The sequence below is a fragment of the Pseudorhodoplanes sp. genome (assembly GCF_059499825.1).
The window spans coordinates 93,558-111,520 of record NZ_JCABZI010000020.1 but is presented as its reverse complement, the minus strand read 5'-3'; the positions used below and the strand labels follow the sequence as shown (position 1 = coordinate 111,520).

Annotated in this window: 13 protein-coding genes and 2 pseudogenes; 7 read left to right on the top strand and 8 right to left on the bottom strand. The window is 61.1% G+C overall.

Annotation, left to right across the window (positions count from 1 at the left end; genetic code table 11):
* Nucleotides 1-3: 3 nt before the first annotated feature.
* From AC5I5I_RS24575 to AC5I5I_RS24555, 5 genes are all read right to left on the bottom strand, one after another.
* Complete coding sequence (locus tag AC5I5I_RS24575) at nt 4-399, bottom strand: DUF3085 domain-containing protein (protein ID WP_495977561.1); 396 nt, start codon at nt 397-399, stop codon at nt 4-6.
* 12 nt (nt 400-411) lie between these two features.
* On the bottom strand, nt 412-1,014 hold the full coding sequence (locus tag AC5I5I_RS24570; RefSeq protein WP_495977559.1) for a DUF1419 domain-containing protein: 603 nt from the start codon (nt 1,012-1,014) through the stop codon (nt 412-414).
* Between the two features lie 142 nt (nt 1,015-1,156).
* A complete protein-coding gene (locus tag AC5I5I_RS24565) occupies nt 1,157-2,113 on the bottom strand; it encodes a DUF3991 and toprim domain-containing protein (protein ID WP_495977557.1) in 957 nt (318 codons plus the stop codon).
* A 196-nt stretch (nt 2,114-2,309) separates the two neighbouring features.
* Nucleotides 2,310-2,495, bottom strand: coding sequence for a hypothetical protein (locus AC5I5I_RS24560; protein ID WP_495977555.1), 186 nt, complete (start codon nt 2,493-2,495; stop codon nt 2,310-2,312).
* Nucleotides 2,496-2,774: 279 nt separating this feature from the next.
* Entirely contained in the window at nt 2,775-3,068 is a 294-nt protein-coding gene (locus tag AC5I5I_RS24555) for a hypothetical protein (RefSeq protein ID WP_495977553.1), read from the bottom strand.
* Nucleotides 3,069-3,408: 340 nt separating this feature from the next.
* Here AC5I5I_RS24555 and AC5I5I_RS24550 point away from each other — a divergent pair, with 340 nt between their 5' ends.
* From AC5I5I_RS24550 to AC5I5I_RS24535, 4 genes are all read left to right on the top strand, one after another.
* Complete coding sequence (locus AC5I5I_RS24550) at nt 3,409-4,782, top strand: hypothetical protein (RefSeq protein WP_495977721.1); 1,374 nt, start codon at nt 3,409-3,411, stop codon at nt 4,780-4,782.
* A 401-nt stretch (nt 4,783-5,183) separates the two neighbouring features.
* A complete protein-coding gene (locus AC5I5I_RS24545) occupies nt 5,184-7,274 on the top strand; it encodes a DNA/RNA non-specific endonuclease (protein WP_495977550.1) in 2,091 nt (696 codons plus the stop codon).
* A gap of 481 nt (nt 7,275-7,755) precedes the next feature.
* Nucleotides 7,756-10,023, top strand: coding sequence for a tetratricopeptide repeat protein (locus tag AC5I5I_RS24540; RefSeq protein WP_495977548.1), 2,268 nt, complete (start codon nt 7,756-7,758; stop codon nt 10,021-10,023).
* Between the two features lie 238 nt (nt 10,024-10,261).
* Entirely contained in the window at nt 10,262-11,308 is a 1,047-nt protein-coding gene (locus AC5I5I_RS24535) for a cytidine/deoxycytidylate deaminase family protein (RefSeq protein ID WP_495977546.1), read from the top strand.
* A gap of 233 nt (nt 11,309-11,541) precedes the next feature.
* On the opposite strand, the gene AC5I5I_RS24530 is transcribed toward AC5I5I_RS24535, so the two are convergent.
* Both AC5I5I_RS24530 and AC5I5I_RS24525 read right to left on the bottom strand, forming a co-directional pair.
* Nucleotides 11,542-13,284, bottom strand: a complete 1,743-nt coding sequence (locus tag AC5I5I_RS24530) for a ferritin-like domain-containing protein (protein WP_495977544.1) — start codon at nt 13,282-13,284, stop codon at nt 11,542-11,544.
* 1 nt (nt 13,285) lies between these two features.
* The gene (locus AC5I5I_RS24525; RefSeq protein ID WP_495977542.1) at nt 13,286-15,955 is read right to left on the bottom strand and encodes a xanthine dehydrogenase family protein molybdopterin-binding subunit; all 2,670 of its coding nucleotides are present in this window, start codon (nt 15,953-15,955) and stop codon (nt 13,286-13,288) included.
* A gap of 588 nt (nt 15,956-16,543) precedes the next feature.
* Between AC5I5I_RS24525 and AC5I5I_RS24520 the strand changes: the two genes are divergently transcribed.
* The 3 genes and pseudogenes from AC5I5I_RS24520 to AC5I5I_RS24510 all read left to right on the top strand — a co-directional run.
* A complete protein-coding gene (locus tag AC5I5I_RS24520) occupies nt 16,544-16,936 on the top strand; it encodes a transposase (RefSeq protein ID WP_495977719.1) in 393 nt (130 codons plus the stop codon).
* Complete coding sequence (locus AC5I5I_RS24515) at nt 16,933-17,325, top strand: IS3 family transposase (protein ID WP_495977540.1); 393 nt, start codon at nt 16,933-16,935, stop codon at nt 17,323-17,325. Before AC5I5I_RS24520 ends, AC5I5I_RS24515 begins: the two co-directional genes overlap by 4 nt.
* Nucleotides 17,246-17,623: pseudogene (locus tag AC5I5I_RS24510) on the top strand (integrase core domain-containing protein); the annotation flags it as partial. The gene AC5I5I_RS24515 and the pseudogene AC5I5I_RS24510, both read left to right, overlap by 80 nt.
* 78 nt (nt 17,624-17,701) lie before the next feature.
* Here the strand turns inward: AC5I5I_RS24510 and AC5I5I_RS24505 are convergent.
* Nucleotides 17,702-17,863, bottom strand: a pseudogene (locus tag AC5I5I_RS24505) (transposase); the annotation flags it as partial.
* Between the last annotated feature and the right edge of the window lie 100 nt (nt 17,864-17,963).

Below are 17,963 nucleotides of genomic sequence, written 5' to 3'. Positions count from 1 at the left end.
GGATCAGCGCCGAACCAGTGCGAGCGACACAGCCTTGTCGGTCATCGTGATCGCCAGATGCGTCGCGGTTGGCGCGGCCACGATCAGCTTGACGAGCATGACGGCATCGAGAAACGCGATGCCGTCATCCCCGCCAAAATGCTGGCGCTTGTAATGCCAGTAGTCGGGGTTGATCTTTGGATCGCACTCCTGGGCGTAGACCACGAGCGGACGCTGATCCTCAGCGAGCTTGCCGTTGGACATGATGTAGACGCCCTCATCGCCGACCAACCATAGGCCCGGCCGCTCGTTCTTGCCGGCGCTGAGGCCATGAGGATTGCGAAAGCCGCCGTTCAGGACGGCGTCGATCCGTCCGCGGGTGATGACGGCGCGGACATCCGTGACGGAAAAGCTGAACATCGCCGCCGCCCATCACGCCGCGACCGCATCGGGCAGATAGCGCAGATGCACGGGGAGCTTTTCGCTGATTTCCGTGTCCGTGAGGTCGTCGAGCAGCTTCAACGTCGTCCCGTCTCGACCGCCGTAGACGGTAACGGTGCGCTTGCCCCGGTCGGGCGCGGGCCAGCGCTCGCCGATATAGCCGCGGTAATCTTCATGGGTGCTCGACCAGATGTGCTCGATCCGCTCCTGCCGCGTCATCGCCCGCACCGGTCGGGTTTCGCGCTCGATGATCGCCTCGCGCATGCGCCGGCCGGAACCGATATCGGCGAGATCGCAATAGCCGTGGAAGTACCGGGCCCGGCCATCGATCCAAAAGGTGAAGAAGATGCTGGTGATCGAGCCGGTCAGGAATTCGCGCAGCGCGAACATGTCGACCCGCAAGATGACAGGCGGCAGAACCTCGAACATGTAATCGTGCTGCGCCTGACCGATTTCGAACCACTCGCCCGCATAAAGCGATGTGCCATCGTCCGGTCTGCGCTCGGGCCGCTGGGCATGGCGGTCGAACATCCGAAACATCTGACGCCGGTCGGCGACGCCCTGGAACACTTTGCGGACTGAAGAGAGGGTCATGAGCTGGCTCCTTCTGGTCTCGTCAGACCGGAGCGCGGCTCATCCTCGCGACATCGCCATCATCTTCGGCTCTTCCTGACCCCTTTCGCGCAGCCGCCTTCCCGATCGGCCGGGTCAAGGGCCGGCGCAGCCGGGCGAAGCGTCACCCTTGATGCGGCCGGCGGGCATGCGGCAGGCCTCCTCTCCTCTCTCGTCTTCCCATTTCCTCCCTGGCCTTCTCCTTCAGAACGTCGTTCCAGTCATCGCAGGGCGGCCTCAGCCGAAACCAGTCGCAGCCGGCACTCTCGGCGATCTCGCGCAACCGGCCGGCGAAAGACTCGCCCTGACTGTTGGCGTCAGTCGCCGCGACGAGTTTTGCTCCAGGACGTGCAGCGAGCGTGCGCAGCGCGGCTTGCGTCGCCGGCGACCAGCCGCCGCCGGTGCTGAGATAGAGGCTACCGTCCCGCAGCTCCTCGATCGCCGCAAGGCTCATGGCGTCGATCGCAGCTTCGGTGACGCAGAGCCGTAATCCGTCGGGCGCGCCGAGGCGGAACAGCACCTTGGCCCCGCCGGTCGAGAAGCCACGCCATGCGGGCCCGCGCGCCTCCCATCCGGTGACAATGCCGCCGTCGTCGACATGGGCGGCCCACACGCTGCCGTGCGGACCTTCCCGCAGCCGGTTCTGTCGGATCGCGGCGCGCATCACGTCGTCCGGGAGATTCCGTTCGTAGCGCAGATAGCACCAGGTCGCTGAGCCCGGTCGAAGGGTTCGTCGGACGCGCCAGCGTTCGGCGAGAGAGACAATGGGCCTCTGCGTGCGCGCGCTCTGCCAGATGGGTTCAGCCGGTCGGAACCCGACAAGCTCGGCCGCGCGAACAAGGACTTCGGTGAAGGCGACGCCATCCAGATGCTGGATCAGCGAAAGAACATCACCCTTGGCGTCCGACAGCGGATCGAACCAGCCCCTCCCTTCATGGATGACTATGATGATGTCGCTGCCGCGCCTATGCTTGACCGCGCGGCGCGTGCTCTCCTTTAGATCGATGGCGAAGCCGGATTTCTCCAGCACCGCCGCGCACAGCACGCGCACCTTCAGTTCTTCGAGTTCTCGTTGCTCCATTCTCTTTTCCGGCGCCTTACGTCCGGCCTTTCCTGCTGCCTCTCACATCCCGCTGGATTTCGGGGACCAGACCGCCCCGCCGCGAAGAGCGGCGCCTGCAAGGGCGCGGGTCGGCACCGATGGAATGATGAGCCTGATCGGCCGCGGCGCAGCCTCCCTTGCGGGCGGCGGCTCGCCAGCGGCACAAGCGGTCGGCTCAATGAGCCGGCCCGCGCTCATGGGGGTCGAATTCGTGGATGACGTGGAGATCGTCTGCGTCGTCGATCTCGTCGCTCGGCAGCACCCCATAGGCGCCATCGATCTGGAAGACGGTCACCGCGACCATCAGCGTGCGGGCGAGTGCGAAGGCGTGGCTCTGGGCAAGGACAAGATCGTTCGACATCGTGAGGCTCCATCCGGGAGCGGGGCAATTCCCGCTCGATGGCTCCTCGAAGGGCTGGTTCCGGTCGCGATCACCGCGAAGGCGAAGCCGCAGCGGCGGCACGCTCGCGTAGCCGACCCCTTGCGGGTTGATCGTGGAAGATCCGGACCCGGGCCAGGACGCCATCGCTGAAGAGCGGGATTGCGCTGCTCTCGGTTGACCTGGCTTCATGGCAACGACGCAATTCGCCGAGAAACACCCGGCCGCCGTGTGCAGTGGGTCGCGGTCAAGCGGTTCGCCTCAGCGAGCGACGCCTACGATCTTGCCGTTGCGTCGCAGTTTCTTGCCGACGATCGCCTGGACGCTTGCCAGATTCATGTTCGCGCGAGGCGAGATCCGCGCGACCTCGGCGGCAACCTTGGTCCAATGAAGGAACTCGCCCATCAGACCATCGGTCCGCGCGCGGGCTGCTCGTCGCTGCGCAGCATAGTAGGCTTCAGATTCGTCGATCTGCACGAGCGCACGGGCGTCGGCTTGCCATCGTCGTCGGATAGCGCGCCGCCGCTCCAGCCGTAGTCTGAGCGCGCGATACACCTCGCTTCTCCTTCCGATCGCTCGGCCACGCTCCACCCTGCGTCAGGGATGGACGCCCGGATGGGTGAAGACCCGCAGGGGCTTCAGCTTCGCCGACAGCCCGGCCCGCAGGGAGACGCCAACATGGATCGATGGTTTGCTCCAACCCGCCAGGTTGGGCAACGTTGATCGAGAGCTTTCCGACGCCGATCCGACCTCGCATATAGACGCTGTTACGTTGAAACACGGTTATTGATCGCATTTACTGTCAGTGGCATAGCTTAAGTCATTTCCAAAAATCCTGCGCCTAGCTCAGTCTGTCGGAGGGCATTTGAGTTCGAAAATTCTCCCAACGCTTTCGGTGAGATCGACTAAATCGATCCAGCAGTCCGAAAACTATCTGGCCAACAAACATAATCAGCTCAATCTATTCGGCTCAGTCGACGATCTGGTGACCGACGAGACGAGTTTGAAGGAAGGCGAGCGCACGGCGATCGAACACCACATCGTTAATCTACGAGCCGCTATCGCGCACCAGTTATGGTCGCACGAAGTTTATATAGGCCTGTCTGTTCTCGATGAATGCGTCCTCGGCATGGCCAAGGTTGGCGGCGGCAACATCACAGGAAGGGTCATCGCTCATCTTGCGCAAGCCGGTGCTGAGCGGCCGGGCTTCGTCCTCTACCCGCTGACCAGCTTCGGCATGGAAATGCCGAAGCTTTTCGATCGTTCCTCCGCGTTGCGCGATTGGGTGGCTTTCCCTCGCGCAGGCTACGCCGTCAGCGGCCAGCAGCACTCCGTCAGGGCCGCTTATGAGCGACTGGGCAAAATGGCGTCGGCACTCGGGATCAGGCAGCGCATCACTTTCGAGGATGTCCGCCACTTTGCGACCCACGCCACCTGGCTGGACCAAAACCCGCTCATGCTCGTGCGGCTGACCTCGCACACTGGTGCCATGTATGAAAACCAGTTCGTCTACTCACTGAAAATCCGCACCGCCGCATCTTGCCTGCTCATGTTGCATGCGCTCTCGATCGAAAAGAGCGGCCCGGTCGATCGCTTCCACGCGACATCGAGCGTCAACAATTGGGAGACCCTGGACATCCGCCACTACCTGATTGGCGAGAACCTGCGCGGGCGGCCGATGAGCTTACGGCGCGTTCCCATGAACGTCTCTGCCCTCGAACTCGCCCGGCTGTCCGATGTCGCAGCCGTGATCTCCACCGCCGAACTGTCGACCGCGCGAATGAAAAAGCTCTCTGCCAGCATCGTGACAGCGCTGAAAACGGTTGAACAGGGCTATTTCCGCCATGTGAACCTGTTCAGCAAGGACACGGTTCAGAAGCGACTCTACAAGCGTTTCATCACGGCGCTCGACTGGTATAGGCAATCTTTCGGATCTCGGGTCAACGAGTCTGAAGCCGTCGTCGCCATCGCAGTAGCTTTCGAAACACTGCTAACTGACGCGTACCAAAAGGGCGTTGCGGATCGCATCGAGCGCCGGCTCGGCATCTGCCTAAAAGGCGTGCCAGGCGTTCGCGCCTATAAGCAGGCGGTTCTTGCACTCTATTATGCGCGAAGCGAGATCGTGCACAGCGGCTCGCTCGGTCAGCAGGCCAATCTCGTCGCCGCGCAGGCTGCATTCGCCCGATGTTTTCACGTGCTTGTCTCCCGTCTGCATGGTTGGACGCCCGTGGCGAATGAGCCGATCCGCGACCTGCTGCAGGACGTCTAGGCGTAACGATCGACTCCGAGTGATCTGCGTCGACATCTCGACGTTGCGCCTCCACCACTTGCGGCGTTGCGCGGCATGGCGAGCGAGGCCACTACGCCGGTCGATCCCTAGAGCTGCACCCAGGATAAGCGTGCCGCTTCGAGCTAGCCGATGATCGTGATCTCGTCGTAGAGGTTGTCAAGTTCGGCAGCCGAGGTGGAACGGAAAGAGGAGGAACGTGGCATCGCCTGTCTCCGCGACGGGCCGGCAGCTGCTGCTCTCCTCGCCTCTCGAACCCGTCACGGCGACAGCCGCCGCCCTCTCCCTCTAGGCGAGGACGAATACACGATGCCCCGAATGCTCGTGTAATACTCTTGTTGACAACCTACGATAGAGGCAAAGATTGGATGGGGGGTTTCCCAATGGATCTGAAGTCGCTTGATCTCGATCGCTTCGCCGAGGGCGTGGCGACCGCGCCGCCGGTACCGGCGACTCCCGCGTCGGCGGCCCTCGTCGCCCGCCGCTTCAAGTTCCTTACCGCCGACGGCCAAGTCGCGTCCGCACTCGAGCAGGAAGCGGTTCTCGGGACCAACGATCTCGTCGAGCTCAATTTTCTAGAGCGATGCCTGCTGATCCGGCATGCGATTGGCCGGGTGAAAGTCAGCCGGGTAAACGAGCGCGGCTGGGCGACCGGGTTCCTGATCGCTCCGGGTCTGATGATGACGAACTTCCACGTATTCGGGTCGGCCGACGCCGTCGGCGCGTCGAAAATTTCCTTCGACTACTGGCTCGACGTCTCGGGCCAGCATCCGGTCGACCTCGACGACTATGCTCTACGCCCCGACCTGTTCTATGTCGGTAATAAAGAACTGGACTACGCGGTCGTTGCGGTGGCGGACGCATCTGCCTTCGGCGAGGCCATCGCGAGCCGCCGGCACATCCGGCTGATCCCGGAGACCGGAAAGGTCGGCCAGGGTGAGTTCGTCACCATCCTGCAGCACCCCGACGGCGAACCGATGCAGGTCGCGCTTCGCGAGAACAAGGTCATCCGCGTCGCCGAGGCCGATCCGTTTATCTGGTATTCCGCCGACACCGCGCATGGGTCGTCGGGCTCCCCGGTGTTCAACGACAGCTTTCAGCTCGTCGCTCTGCACGCCAACGGGCGCATCAAGCGCGAAGGCGGAGCCTATGTGCTGGCCAATGGTGGCACGACCACGACGCTCGACGGGCTGCGCGAGAGAGACGTCGCCTGGGAAGCCAATGTCGGCTTCCGGGTGAGCCGCATCGCCGCGGATTTGATTGCCCAGACGAAGGTGAAGTGGCCCGCAAGGCTGTCCGCCCTCGAAGAGTCGATGCGCGGCGGCGACATCATGTCTAGCGTGATCGGCGCCCTCAAAGGCAAGAACGGCGATGTCGAGCCGATCGAAACAGAATTTCAGGGGGAGATGATGAGCCAAAAGCGCACGAGCGAAACTGCGGTCCCCGGGACTGGCATCGTCATCCCGCTCCAGCTTCGCGTGTCGCTCGAGGCGACCGGCGGACTAACGCTTGCGGGCGCGAAGGATCAGTTAGTCGTCGAAGCGGCGACGGCGCTCGAGGCCGAAGCGATTAAGCTGCAGATGCCGATCATCTACGATGGGCTCGACGAGCGCGGGGGCTTCCATCCACGCTTTCTTGACGAAGCGACCGATGTCCCCATGCCCCAGGTGACGGCGGCCGGCGAAAAGCTACTCGCGCCGCTGCTCGACGGCTCCGGCCACGAGGTTAAGTATCAACACTTCTCGGTCTGGATGCACCGCGAACGGCGTCTCGCGCTCTACACCGCCGCCAACGTTGATTGGCGCAACCGCAAGAAGGTGGTCGACGGCAAGTCGACGGCTCGCAAAGCCCTGTCGGGTTTTCCAAAGACCGGCGTGATCGCTGAACTTTGGGCGGAGGATTCGCGGCTCGATTCTCGCCACCAGCTGCCCGACGTCTTTTATTCGGAGGACCGCGGAGCCTTCGACAAGGGCCACATCGTTCGTCGCGACGACGTGTGTTGGGGCGATACCTACGAAGACATTCAGATGGCGAACGGCGACAGCTTCCACGTCACAAACTGCTCGCCACAGGTGAAGGTTTTCAACCAAGGTCAGCATGGCCAAGAGAATTGGGGTGACCTCGAGGACACGATAGCCGCAATCACTAAAGAGGAAGCCGAGGTAGCGTGCATCTTTGCCGGGCCAGTCTTCAAGGCGGACGATCGGTGGTTTCGCGGCAAGGACCACGAAGGCGGCGCCCGCATTCAAATTCCGAGCGAGTTCTGGAAAATCGTTGTCGTCAAGGTGGAGGCTGGATTTCAGTCCTACGCATTCTTGCTCAAGCAGGATGTTCGCAAGCTCACCGAGGAGGAATTTTATGTCACCGACGAATGGATCGGGACGTGGAAGCCGGTTTCCGAGATCGCCGCGAAGATGCGCGGGTGGCTCGACCTGTCTGACCTCGAGGCCATCGACCAGCACGGTGTGGCGTGAGCATCTTCTGCGCGGTCCGACGATCTACGGCAATGTGGGCGCTATCTCGTAGATGGGGTTCGGCGAAGACGCACGGCTCGGCCGTCCGAGAAGGCTCACCACGCACGTCGTGTCTAAACGAGACGCGGGACGGGTTCCGCGATCTGCTCGCAGCACAGGTCGCAGCTCTCGATCGCACGTCGATTGACACAAACGTCCGATCGACGAATACTTAACGGTGGTGGGCTTAATCGCCCGTTAGGAGGATAGTCAAGATGAACGACGTAACTCGCTCCACCAATCCCCACAACGCGAACTACCCTGAGATCATCACCGAGACCGAGACAGAAAAGCATTCGGATTCGACAGAAGAGCAGAAGCTCACTTATGAGTCTGGCGCGCCGAAGGGTACTTCGATCACGAAGAAGGTCACTGTCACGAAGACGAGGATACGAACGACGACACCCTACACAGGGACAGTTGGGTAAAAAGGAACGGGCCATTGCACCACGACTCGACGTGGCCTCCTGCGGTCGTCGGCCTTGGTCCAAGAGAACAGTTCATCGCCGCCCTCCGCGTGATGCTGGATCGGGACGGGATAGCGCGGATTCGTGCCGAAGAAGGACTTGGTGCTCGCTCCACAGCGCTTGCAGCACTCGGGCAGGGGCACGACGTACGTTTCACCACGGATGGCAATTGGCACCGCCGGGGGTACCTAGCCGGGTTTGAAGAAGCGTTGGACTTCTTGCGGCAGCAAGCCGAAGCGCGCCTGCCAGAGCTGATTACCCGCCACGAACACACACTGAAGCGTCTTTGGCCGTTTCGGGCTTCTTCTTTGTTCGAGACGCCCCGGGATCTCACCCATGTCGCCCAGCGCGGCGAGCGGACGCGCTTCTATCATCACGAATACCAGGAGAAGCTACTCTTTGGGCTTTCCGAGTTCATCGGGGAGGTGTTGCGCGCGTGCGACATACGGCTCGGATTGATTATTGACAATGCCGGGGACCTTTCCCCAACGGCAAAGAGGTTGCTGGAGGTCATCGTGCGGGCGAGGATAGTTGGCCCGTCGCTCTGCATCATCCTTATTGAGCGCGACAACGGCATCAGCCAAGCCGACCTGGCGGTTGTGAATTTGCCCGGGCTTGATTCCAGCACGCTGGCCAACGCGTTGCCGCTTGCACGCTACGGTTCGAGTGAGCGGAATCTCATTTTGGCGCGCTCAAGCGGCAACGCCGCGCTAGCCTTCGCTCTCATCGACGCCTCAACAAATGCTCCCGGCCTGCCCGCGCCCTTGCCACTCGATGCTTTGCTCGACCTCCGTCTGTCGGTCATGGCTGCTCAGGAGCGGCAGGAGCGGGCACGTGATTTCGTTGAACATGGCCTGCGCGGCAATCGGTTGAACCGACGGAGCTACGAGACGCTCGACGAGTCACTGCGCGACCATCTGAATCTGGCCGCGCACCAACGTGCGCTGGATCGGTACCGCGCCGGCCAAGGCCCGCTGACGATTGTGCACGCATTGGCCCTCTGTGATCCCATGACACGCGCCCAGGCGCTTGTTGCGCCCTCGGAAATCTTGATGGGCATCGGCCTTTACGATAGCTGGTTCTCGTACTTTTCTGCTCTGTTTGGGGATGTGCGACTGCGCTTGGCGGGCTCAGGCGACACTGAACTGAATGAGATCTTCATCAACGCCGCATTCGTGCTCTATGCGATGGGACGCGCGGATGTCGCCTTGCCGTTCCTCGAAGCATTTCTGATTGCGTTTCCGCTAAGCCGCTTCGTGCCAACGGCCCTGTATGCGCAGTCCATGGTCTACGGACGTTATCAGATCCCGGTAGACCTCGACCGCGCCGAGGAATGTGCCGTCACTAACCTCACCTTGATCGACCGACGGTTCGCCGAGCACCCGCGCTACACTTATATTAAAGCGTTTGCCGAAAACGCCTATGCTTATATTAAAGCCCGGCAAGGCCACTTTAGCGAGGCGTTGTTGTTGTGCGAGCGCGGAATCGGCGACATCGTCGACACATATGGTTATGATCGTTTCGAGCTGCACCGCTCAATCCTAATCTACAATACGAGCCAGGTATATGAATTGGCCGGTGACCTAGACCAGGCCGAGGCGCGGCTTCGGGAGGCCATCGCTTGTGACCCATTCTATGCCGAATACCACAACGATCTTGGCAATCTGCTTTCCCGGGTAGCAGGGAGGGACAACGAAGCGCTCGCGAGTTACAGGCAGGCGATTGCGCTATCACCGCCCTACTACGAGGCGCATCTAAACCGGGGTATGCTGCGGCTCCGGATGGGTGATCTAACGGCAATGGAGGACTTCGAGCGCGCTCTTGCGATTAAGCCGGCCGAGTGGCGGGCGATGCGCGAACTTGGCAATGCTCTCCTGCTTCAGGGAGACCCTGAGGCGGCGCTCCGGTGGTATAGAGCAGTTTTCGACTATCAGCCCCATGATGCTGACACGCAGGCTAATTCGGCTGTCGCAGCCTCGGATCTGGGGCGCTCAGAGCTGGCGATGGCGTTTGCGCGGGGCGCGCTGGCCAGCAACGAGGCGCAAACCGGCGCGCATACCGTTCTTGCGTTCGAGCTCGTCAAGAGCGGTCGTGTGGGAGAGGCCTTGAAACACGCGCGCAAGGCCGCGCTCCACGACACCGATCCAGATCTTCTGCAGAATCTTGCGCAGATCGAACGTATCGCCCACTGCTCCGTGGCATTTCAGCGGGGCGAGTCTAACGAGTCATCGCCCGGCGGTTAGCTGTCCGCGTCAACGGCTTCGGACATCGATCGGCGTGGAAAGTTAAACTCCGGATGACACAAAGCAGGAGCGGGGAAAACGCGATACGCTGGCATCGTCAGCTGCAACTTTGGCGGCGGCAACCGCATCCAATTGCCCAAGCCTGTCAGAAACTCGTCAATGCGGAGCCGAACGCTCCCGGCGCGCTTGTCACCGTGCGCCCATGCATTGCATTATGCTCCAATACACGGAGGTTAAGATGGCTGGCGACGGATGCTCCAAAGAAAGTGTTGCGACGCCGCCTGCGTATATCAATCGCAATTTAGCCGCGTACTGGACGAAACCGGTGGCAGAGCTCGCAGCGGTTTCAAACGAAGTCATAGAGGCGCCTGATGCCGAGCGTCATCGGATATATGCACTTCTGACAATGGCCATCACCGCCAATTTCTGGAACGGAAACAAGCGCGGCCAGGACGGCACATATCCGTGGCGTACGGAGCAGCGGCAAGCAAATGGCAGCTACAAAGGGGACGGGTACCTAGGCCATAATATCGCGGCCGTGGCGGTGGCAGCGAATGGCGAAGTTATCGACTTCGAGTTCAATCACAACGAGATTTTCAACAGTTCCGCGGAGCACGCCGAAGCCCGCCTGGTAAGGCGCGTGTTCAACTTGAACCAAATCTATGATGGTTGGCAAACGAAGATATCTAATGAGCCGCCGCCAAGCAGCTATGGTACAGTATTAACCGGCGTTACAATTTACACGTCGCTGGAGTCGTGTGCTCAGTGCGCCGGAATCATGACGCTCGGCAATGTTAACGCCATCGTATATCTTCAGACTGACCCGGGCCAATATCGGGTCGGCAACCTACTCTACAACCTGACACGACCTCTTCAGCCCCCGAAGCAAGGTGAGATCGTTACAAAGTATGGAGCGCCAGAGCCCATCGCTGCTGACCTGTTTGGCTTCGAGTACAAGCACCAACTCGATGAGGGGTACCGAAAATTCGTAGACGAGGTCAGCTCTGAGCAGCATCCGCCATTCTTCGTCTCGAACAATCCGAAGCACAAACCTGATCGCTCAACCTCGGTCACCACTTTTCTTTGTACCGACCCGGCGATGGACGTGTTCGAAGCCGCCCGCGTGGAACTTGAGACTCTACGCGTGGAACACCCGGATCACAAACCAGCTAGAGCTAGCGAAGACTCAGGGTCGATTCTATCGAACGAGATGGTTCTCGACCACGCGCGAGCGTTCCTAAATCATGTTCGTCACAAGGGTCGGCGTGGCACGCCTCATCGTTGACTCCTGCGGAGGAGGAGAGCCTTGGGATGCTCTTGTCGGACGTGCCCGAGCTGTCGACGAGGCGAGCGCTCTGGCCGACTCGATGTCACGAACCTCGAGATCTTGCCGCCAACGGTCTCTGTGGTTTACCGCTCCGCGATCCGAGCGATCTAGCGAGAGGGCACGCCGGCAGGCTTGGCGCCGGTCCCGCGGGTGCGGCCTCGCGATGTGCCCAAGAGTGTGGGTAGGGCCTCTCAGAGCTCGGTTTTCCGTTCCACCACTGTTTCGTGTCCGATAGGTGCTGGCGAGCCCAAGTGGACGACATGGAGTTCCTGCGCAGTCTCAACCGCGCAGCGAGGAGCGTAATCGGCTGGCAGATACCGTGCAAACCGCTGCTCTGCGACCGTCGCCTCATTGACCATAGCCTGCGTGAGGCGAAGGTTGTGGTCGTCATCGCGACCTGGCGCGTAGCCGGAGGGGAACGGATCGAAGGGAACGCCCTCCCCATGCTTGGCCAGAGCCGTAGCCAGGCTCCGCATCGGTCCGGCCATGTGCCGCCTCGCGGCACTGAGCAGCCGTCCGCTGCGCCTGTAAGATTGGTCAAGCAGCATGCAGACGCACCAATAGTGTAGGTTGCTGAGGTGCCTCAGGACCGGAATCTCCTCGTCAGGGATCTCCTGGCCGGCCGCCGGCAAGCCGGATTGGACATGCAACGCGATGACCGGGTGGTCCGGATGATTAGAGTTCCAGACTTCTGGCCCGGGCAGCGCGGCATGGGTCCCCTCGAGGATTGACCGAAACAACAGGTAATGCTCGCTCTCGCCTTCCTCACGGACTTCGGCGAGCTGCGATTTCCAATATGGGTAGTCGATGAGGGCCGGCTCCTCTTCTTGGAGCAGATCGAGAACGGCCTCGATCTTCTGATAGAGCGACCCGACACGGTTTGGCCGAATGACGGCCCCGTCGCGCGCAAGGAGCTCGTACAGGTAGGCCACGAACACCTTGTCTTCGTCTGTCGTTTGGTGAGCCGGATCGATGGCCGTGGCCGAAGCCTCGACGTAGACATACTTTGCCAAGGATGCCGGGCTCAAAGGTTCAAGCCGAAATTCGAACGGGTAGATATCTTGCTCGTACGGAAACTGCTGCCGGCCCAGATGCGGTGCAGCGCCGAGTGCGACAAGAAGGCTGTTCACAACGTTAAGATGGACCATTTCCTCGATCGCCACGCCGAGAAGGTGGAGCGGTCGCCCGCCGTAGCGATGGCTGGGCCAACCCGCGAGCGACGAGTAGCGAGGAATGCGGATGGAGAAGGCTGCGTAAAGATACTGAACGAGGAGCGAGTGCTCGATCTCAGCAGCGTCCCTCAGGAGCCTAACAAGCTCGAGCCGGGGACTGCCGAACAAAGGGTGGTAGTGGAGCTGCTTCAGCTGCTCCCCCGAGAATGCCTCGAAGACTCGCGTGCTAAACGCCAGCTTGCCTGGGCTCGGAGCTGCGACAGTGGCGACGGCTTGGACGATCGCCCTTCGATAGCGGAAGTATCCCGTACACCGGCAGAGATTATGGCCCGTGATGGCCTCGACGACCTGGTTGATGTCTTGGCTCGGGTCGGCAGCCATCTGATCATAGGCGACTGCGCCCGCCACGGCGAACCCGGCCGCACAGTAGCCGCACTGGAAAGCATCCTCGTCGAGGATCGCCTTCTGGACGGGATGCAGTTCGCCTGAGGGGGCAAGACCCTCAACCGTGGTAACGTCCCAGTCCTGGACGTGCCGCAAGCTGACCATGCAGGCCTGCTTGGTCACGGGCGGCTCGCCAGGTAGGTGACGAACCATCACGGTGCACGCGCGGCACTCACCGATGCTGCAGCCAACTCGCGTCCCGGTTAGGCCTAGCACCTCACGGAGGTAGTGGGCCAGATGCATGTCAGGCGGCGCGTCGGCGATCTCCTGTCGCTCACCATTCACGGTGAGGCTGATGGCTACATTGCGCTCGAACATGTCAGGTGCCCGAAAAGGAGAGATCGTCGAAGCGGATCGGTAGTCGGAACGGCCAACTCGCCGGGCCCGCGTGGCCAAGCGCGTGTGCGATCGCGTTCGCGAGAGCCGGTGCGACCGTCGTCATCGTCGCCTCGGCGATGCCCTTATGCCGGATGTTGGGCTGCTTTTCGTTGAGCGCGCCGCTAAGTGGCAGCGGAATCAGGACAGTTTCGAGACGTGTGCTCACGATGTCGGATGCGCGCGGGAGGATGTAGCGGTCGAAGTTCACGAAGCGATCCTCGCCACTCTCGGGCGGAAGCTCCTCGAAGAGAGCGTGAGCCAGCCCCATCTGGAGGCCACCCTCAACCTGCCCGGCAAGAACTGTCGGCACGATGGGGTCGCCGGCGTCAAGAAAGGCCACCGCATCTTTGACCTGAATCCGTCGCGTCGTTCTGTTCAACTCGACCGCGAGGAGATGGCCGCCTGCAGCATACCCCGAACGCGGCGCGCCGTTGCTATCGGGGACCACGAGCGGGCCCGTCGGCGCAAGCTGCCTTAGTTGACCGGCCCCGCTATGCGTTGCGAATGCCAAGCCATTTAGGAAGGCACTGAAGCCGCGCCCGGCGTCGTCGAACCGACCGAACGTCCAACCGTTTGCGAACCGACCTCGAGCAACTATGAACCGCTCGCCTCCCGATTCGGCCAAGTGCGCGGCGACCGCGTCGAGCGGTACGGCGGCACGGCCAGGAACACGGAAGACGCTGCCCATCCGAGACGTGGAGATTATTTCGTCCGTCAGCGCATCCTCGCTCAAGATTGCGCGCACCGCGGGATAAATCCGTAACTCAAGCAGCGCTCGAAGCGCTTCCTTCAGCACATGGACGTGAAAGAAGGCGGTCTTCGAGGCGCTGCTCGCGCCGATAGCGAGCGGAGAAGCCGTACCGGGCTCTAGGAGGTCCCGCAAACCGACAAAGGGCGAGGAATCGGTTAGGTCGACCTTTGGCACTCGCCCGAGGGCGCTCTTGACGATGCGAGCGTAAGTTCTCCGCGCACCCTGTCCCATGTCAACGCTATGGCCCCAGACCCGCACATCGCCCGTCGATTCAAGTTCGACCGCGCAATATGCGACGTCGCCCGACGTGCCATAGGCCTCGATGCATGCTGCGAAGCCGACCCCACGAAGGAGACCCCGATCGATGGCCGTGCGTCGCTCCTCTTCCCGAGTCTGCCAGAGAGGATGCTGAAGAGCAGCTTTGCAGACTTCAAGATTCGCGACGTGGAAGCGCAGAGGTGTTCCAGCGACGTCCCAGTCGGCGTGTGCATCATCCGGATCATGGCGCAGAGCATTCTCGATTCGCAACGCGATCGGATCTTGTCGGAGGTTCAGGACCGCCAACCTATCGACTGCCGTCTCGATGTTGAATGCGACCTGCGGAATACCGAAGCCACGCATCGAGCCGACGATCGGCACTGCTCGCTTCGAGACAAGGCCATGTATGCCGGCGCGGCGGTACCGGTACGGGCCAGTGGCGTGCAAGGCACCGAGCCCCAAAACAGCGGCGCCCAAATTGAGATCGACGCTCCCGTCGAAAATGAAGTGCACATGGATTCTGTCTAGCGCTCCATCCGGCGTGGCCGAGATACGGCTGTTCACCACCGAGCCGTGTCGCTTAAGTCCAGCTTGGAACTGCTCAAACCGATCATAAGCGAGTCGAACAGGTTGATTCGAGAAAAAGGCCGCGAGGGCGAGCTGTACCGCGTGGGGCGACTTGTCCCTGCCGCCGAACCCGCCACCACTGTCGACAGACAGCACGTCGACACTCCTGACGCCATGTGTCGGGGCTTGGCCGGCAATGCCAAGTCCCAACATCGCGCGGATTTCGCCAGCGTCATTTGAAGCCGACTGAGTGCCCGACACGACGGTCATAACGCCACCGCTGATGGCGGCGAGCCCGCATTCGGGCTCCAGGAAGGCTGGATCCACCTGCTGCGTATAAGTCGTGGTCTCGATACACAGCGCGCCCGACCGCAACTCGCGCAGACTCAGGTAAACGTCGTTCGCTGCGGTCGAGTCAGGCGACTTCTCGCGAACGAACCGCTCGCCGAGGCGCTTAAGCTTTCCCCCGTTCCACTGGCTATCGAGGAGATTCCCTTCCCGCGCCAAGATGTAATGCGCTCGCTCACGATCGGATGCGTTGGCAGGTGCCTTCAATTGCTGCCAATCAGCCAAGAGCTCATCGAGATTCTTGTCCGGTTCGGAAATTTCGACCTTCCCATAGGTCACAATCCCACGATCCTCACGGATCTCGTGTGCAGCGCGACGGAACGCCATGAAGTCGTCGAAAATCAAGATCGCAATCGGCTGGCTCAAGTATTGAGCCGGCATCCCAATCGGAATGAGATGGAACAGTTTATCTGTCCTCAAGTTATTGAGGCCAAATGTATTCAACTTCTCAGCACAGACGGTGATGTCAGGCTTGGCATTATTCCCCAATCGGTCCAAGCACAGCTTTTCGATATTGCGGTTTAGGCATTGGGCCCTTAGAATGAGAGCGTGGGAGCACCCGGAGGGCCAATTCAAACGTTTGGTGAGATCTGCGGGCCGCAGGTCGCTCGCAAAAACCTTGGCGCCAACGAGCTTCTCGATGCGACGGTCGGCGGACGGCTCAAGAGGATCATATTGGGTCACCATAGGACACCCTCTTCTTCAACCTGCTGCCCGATGTGGGCCACGGCCCCGCATCGCTTCCGCGAATGGCTCAAGTGGGCTACCCATGTTTAGAGCAGAACAGACTACTCTTGGGCAAGCACGCTAGGTTTCGACAAAAGTGTTTGGATGAAGCCGACGCATTAGAAGAGCCGAGGACCAGAGCAAGTCCGTTTTTGCCGGGATTCCGATCTCCAGACGCAAATTGCGCGCACGACGGCGCCGAAAATGCCAAACAGCAATAGTACGCTGGAGGCGGTCAGCTGCTGCATGGGCAGCCTCAGTTTTGTGAAACTAGGCTTCGAGACGTTGGGCTTCCGCCAGCGTTTATCGTGGCAGCCACAACTTTTGATCATTATCAAACCAAGTCTGCGTTCGAAGCCGAGCTAAGCGTATGTTAGCCCAGCACCCAAGCGTGATCCCGATAAAATGTTTCTAACCAATAAGGTTACGAGGTTATGGTCCTCGGCAAAAGGACCATTGCTAGCGCCGAGCGTCCCCCTTTGAAGCAGCCCCCCAATTGACCGGACACGTCCTCCCACTTCCGTAAGGGGTAGGAGTAATGTCGTGTCTATGACTGGTTCGATATCGAAGAGTGAGGTCCTTTCGGGACCCGAGCGGCGGCGTCGGTGGGCGCCGGCGGAGAAACTGGCGATTGTCGCGGAGACCTACGAGCCGGGCATGAGCGTGAGCCTGGTTGCCCGGCGTCGTGGGATTGCGCCCAACCAGTTGTTCTCCTGGCGTCGGCTGGCGAACCAGGGTGCGCTGACGGCGATGCAGTCCGAGGAAGAGGTCGTCCCCGTCTCCGAGTACCGGATGTTGCAAAACCAGATCCGGGAACTGCATCGACTTCTCGGCAAGAAGACACTCGAGGCTGAGATCCTGAAGGAAGCGCTCGACGCCACCACTGGCTCAAAAAAACATCTGCTGCGCTCGCTGTCGTGGCCCAAGGACGGTTCGCGATGAAGGTCGTCTGCGAGGTGCTGAGCGTGGCCCGGTCCAACATCGCCGCTCGTGCCAAGGCTCCTCTCGGCAAGCCTCGTCCGGGGCGGCCTGCTCTGCCCGACGACGAGATGGTCATGGCGATCCAGGCGATCGTCACTGAGATGCCGAGCTATGGCTATCGCCGCGTCTGGGCGTTGCTACGGCGTGTGGCGCGGGCGGAAGGCCGGCCAGCGCCCAATCACAAGCGAGTCTACCGCGTCATGAAGGCCCATGGTCTGCTCCTGCAGCGCCATGCCGGGGGCGTCGAGGCGCGACGTCACGATGGCCGTAAGCGCGGTCGCCTTCCTCAGAGCGGCGGTGGCCTATTCCGAGCGCCTCGGCGTCACCGTCGTCCGCGTCATGACAGATAACGGCTCCTGCTACAAAGCCCGCGCCTTCCGTGACGCCTGTCGCGATCTCGAGCTCAAGCACATTCGGACGAAACCCTACACGCCCAAGACCAACGGCAAGGCCGAGCGCTTCATCCAGACCGCACTGCGCGAATGGGCCTATGCCAGGCCCTACGACCACTCAGATCGCAGAACCCAGGAACTGCCGCGCTGGCTCCACCACTACAACTGGCATAGACCCCATGGCGGCATCCATGCCAAAATGACCATCAGCAGACTCGCTCTCGACGAGGACAACCTGTTGAGGCTCTACAGCTAGCCCGTGATCGGAACCAACGACGGCTTCAATGTGCTGGGCAATAGCATCGCGCTCGCGCAAGCGGTAGTCACTCACATCGTAGCCCTTGGGCGCATCCTTCCACTGCAAGCCGTTGCGGATGACGTAGACGATGCCGCTCACGACGCGCCGATCATCGACCCGTGGCACGCCATGCGACAACGGAAAATACGCCTCGATCCGCGACATCTGGCGCTCGCTCAGCAGAAACAAATCATCCATCACGGCATCCTCCCGGATACCGGGAATCACATCTCAAATCGGATTAATATGTCCTGAGCCTAGGCCCTCCCGATCTGGACAATCCGGACAATCCGGACTA